The sequence below is a fragment of the Alkalitalea saponilacus genome (assembly GCF_900168165.1).
Taxonomy (GTDB): domain Bacteria; phylum Bacteroidota; class Bacteroidia; order Bacteroidales; family Marinilabiliaceae; genus Natronoflexus; species Natronoflexus saponilacus.
Window position 1 is genome coordinate 1 of record NZ_FUYV01000055.1, and the last position, 3,739, is coordinate 3,739.

4 protein-coding genes are annotated in these 3,739 nt (G+C 32.9%); all 4 read left to right on the forward strand.

Annotation, left to right across the window (positions count from 1 at the left end; translation table 11 throughout):
* The first annotated feature begins 146 nt into the window (after window positions 1-146).
* The 4 genes from B5X70_RS17465 (at window position 147) to B5X70_RS17480 (ending at window position 3,399) form a co-directional block, all read left to right on the forward strand.
* Window positions 147-329, forward strand: a complete 183-nt coding sequence (locus B5X70_RS17465) for a hypothetical protein (protein ID WP_143255109.1) — start codon at window positions 147-149, stop codon at window positions 327-329.
* 6 nt (window positions 330-335) lie between these two features.
* A complete protein-coding gene (locus B5X70_RS17470) occupies window positions 336-908 on the forward strand; it encodes a YkgJ family cysteine cluster protein (protein ID WP_079559188.1) in 573 nt (190 codons plus the stop codon).
* Between the two features lie 64 nt (window positions 909-972).
* On the forward strand, window positions 973-1,515 hold the full coding sequence (locus tag B5X70_RS17475) for a hypothetical protein (RefSeq protein WP_079559189.1): 543 nt from the start codon (window positions 973-975) through the stop codon (window positions 1,513-1,515).
* A 294-nt stretch (window positions 1,516-1,809) separates the two neighbouring features.
* Window positions 1,810-3,399 carry a hypothetical protein gene (locus B5X70_RS17480; RefSeq protein WP_198314181.1) on the forward strand — a complete coding sequence of 530 codons (1,590 nt, stop codon included), beginning with the start codon at window positions 1,810-1,812 and terminating at the stop codon, window positions 3,397-3,399.
* Window positions 3,400-3,739 lie beyond the last annotated feature (340 nt).

A 3,739-nucleotide genomic window follows, 5' to 3' on the forward strand; every position in this document is an offset into this window, starting at 1 on the left:
TGGAAAGCCCCCTAACAGTGTTTATAAGCCATGCGGGAAATTTTCGAACCGATGGAAGAAAATTCTGAGACGCACGGCTCATAAACATGGACGTTGCCACCAATTATGTGAAAACAGATTTCTACACCATAAAAAATTCCAAGGTTATGAAAAATTTTAAAGCAACATTTATTATTGATGGAAAAATAAAAGGAGAAATCTTATTTTCTTCTTCAAATCCATTTCATTCTGAATCTGAAAGAATTAGAGATGCGAAAATTGAAATTGAACTACAGCAAGGAATAATTCCAAGTCGTTTATCGCAACTGAAAGTTATACAACTTGATTAATTATTTATGAAAGAACATATCAAAAAAGTAACAAAACATGTGCTTGATAATCAATCTGCAATTGATAGTGCATTAAAAATGTTTCCTAGTTGTTGTAAAATAGGCTGTGCTTATTGCTGTATACAACCAATTGAAATTGTAAATATTGAGGAACTACTAATTTCAGAATTCATAAGGTCAAAAATGTCAAAGGAGAACTATGCCAAAGTAAGACTTAATATTGCTAACTGGGCTGAGTACTTTAATGATAATTATGACGATACTGGCTTAATGGAGGTGGTCAATCGGGAATTTAGAGAATTAATTGACAAAGATAGAATTGCATGTCCTTTTCTAATTGAAAATAAATGTAGTATCTATCCTGTCAGACCTTTGGCGTGTAGAGCCCACATAATGTTTGACTCACCGGACTTATGTCGCATGGATGGTTTAAGGGAAGCTCCACCAGAAGTTAAAAATCTGAGAAATTTTGTTTTTACGAATCTGACTTCAATTAGAGATACAACTCTGAGGTATTTACCTGTAGAATTAGAATTACCAAGAATTTTCAAACCACATAGAATACGGAAATTGAGTTAATTAAAAAAATAACTGGAGATAGCTGCTAATAATTAAACAACTATGACCTAATAGAAAAATTAAAATGAATAAACTTTATTTAGGGAAATGGAATACTTTAATACTTGCTCTTGCAATATCAATTCAGAGCTGCGCCCCTTTTAGAGCTCTTCCAGAACCAATTAATAAATCATACGAAATCGCAGGGATTTATTCAAATGATTGTAATCGCACAGACGCAAGGAGAGAGAAAAAGCTGTGGGAACTAATAGAACCAAAATATAATAATATAACGGAAGAAGACCTATTCGTTTTTTTGGAAATAGAAAATGATAAACGATTAAAAGCTTACCTAATAAATAAAAATGATACAATCCGTGAAAAACAAATTAGGGGAAAGTTTAAAGATGACCAATGTTTTTATACTCGCAGGACTTTTTACATTGTACCGATTTTACCAATACTTTGGTGGTTTAGAAACGAACAAGATAGAATATGTTTATCATGTGAGCAATTAGTATTCGAAAACACTTATAATACAGGTGGAGTGGCAATAATTATGGCAGGCGGAAGCAGTGGAAATTATATATGGAAGTTCAAAAAATTGACGAATAAAGGAACAAAATAAATTACTGGTGGCAACACGCAATATAGCAAAAGGCTGGCATTCTTGCATTTGAAGCATTGTAGCCCGCATAAAGGTTTGTAACGGTGGACAATGACGAGCCCCGCATTCCGCCTCTTGCCATATTGCCCAACGTTGTGTTTCATGCTAAAAAAGACCGTGCAACAAATGCCAACGCACATTTGGCACATTTGCAAGCTCCAACACACAAGCAGATACTTCAGCTTGCAAAAGAGCCAAATTTTTGCCAACGCACAATAAGAAGGTACATTAATAATATAAGCCTAATATTTAGATATGTCGCAAATTGATAAAAAGACTTTTCTGTTGGAGGATAGAATTAGATTAATTGAATCAAACTTCATTGATAAAGGTTGGGTTAAGGCATATGAAAGTGGTTCTAAAAACATAAAAGACCAATCTGGATTATATTGTTATTTAATAGAAAATAGCCACCGACAAAAATCAGAAGATAAATATAATTGGGCATTTACAATGGGGTATGAGGGCAAGCCTTGTGTATATGGCGACAATACTTATATATCTAATGACCATGAAGGTTTTGAACCTTTTCTGTTTTATAGGACATTCCCTCTTTTAGAGAATTATGATTCTTATTTTGATATTTCAGAAGAATTTGTTTTATACTTCAACTTATACGAAAAACTAGTTGACAAACAAAACAGAAAATATTATTTCATTGACGAAATGGGAAATCTTGATGAAGTAATCATTGTAGAACCCAAATCAATTAAAGTTAGGTTAAAATACATCAAAGAGTATATTACTATGCGTGATATGAGCTTTGTAGTTTGTTATGATTTTATGCGTCTTATTCCTAAGATTCCTGAATCATGGAACATTAAGCATTTTGATAAAACGATTAAAGGGAAAAATTGGATATATAATCATCTTATTCGCAGTACTTTTCCTGATATTCAGAGTTGGATAATAGGAAAAGTATTTATAGAGCCTAATAAAGAAAAAACATACCATTTTGATTCTGGAAAGAAAGAATATGCAACATTCATAACTGGTTTTGATGATAATGGAGACGAAATATATGAAGATTGCTCAAAAACAAATGATAAATACTTTAAAACGACCTTTTTCCGAAAGGATGTTCTGAGCAAGTATTATAATGAACCGAATAAATATGAGGTTGATGGTTTTGGTGTTCGTTCTCATTATTTTTCATTAAAGATTGATAATAATGTAGAAGAATATGTTCCAGTCTTCCTTATTGAACTGAGTAGTTTACCATATAAAGAACAGTTACATTGGAAACAATACAATATTTCCCCTCAAGACCAGATGAATATCAGCGCAACATATTATAAGACCATGATTGAAGGTAATTGGGCAGAAAATCCAGAAACTCCTGACTTATTTTTTAAGCATAAATATGAGCAATTTAATAAAAGCTGGGAGAAAAAATTTGGCTGGAAATTATATAAACCTTTATCTGAGGAGGACAAATATATTTTTAAATCCTTGCATTTACCAACATCTAATAATGTGAAAGCATTTAGCGAACAAATGCTCTCGCTAGTTAAACTTACGATTGACAGATTAAATGAAGCGGATTTAAAAAAGTACATAACTCTCGAAAATGGTGATAGAGGTATTACGAAGCTTGAGAAATTTCTTAAGGTTCATAATATGGACGTTCCAGATATGATAACGTTTTTAAGAAAATTGTGGGATTTACGTTCAGGATTGTTATCTCATACTTTTAGCAATTCGAATAAAGACTGCAAAGCTGCGATTCAGTTCTTTGGGATTAAAGATGACAATTACATTGAAGTAGCAAAAGAAATTTTTATTAAGTCTGTTTATACTTTGAATACTTTAGAAAGATACTTTTTAACTGAAAATGCAGAATAAATGAAAGCCTACCGTCCGCACCCATACACATTGCCAAGTCACACAAAAAGGCAAACGCACAGCCAAAACTTGTCAAAGAGTATGGCTGCCCAAACGCACGGATGGTCTGCGAAAAAATAAAGCACGAAAACACAACATCATATATAAAATATTGGGGGTTTGGTGTTTATATGAACCTTTCTGCCCCGCATAAACTTTTGTAACGGCAGACAGTGACGAAGCCCGCAATCCCCAACATTTCATATATGTGACCGTTGGTGGTAGTGCGACCTGCAAAGGTCTTTAATTGATTGATTAACTTGTTCTTTGAAACACTGATTAATCCTATTGTTCCGTCAAT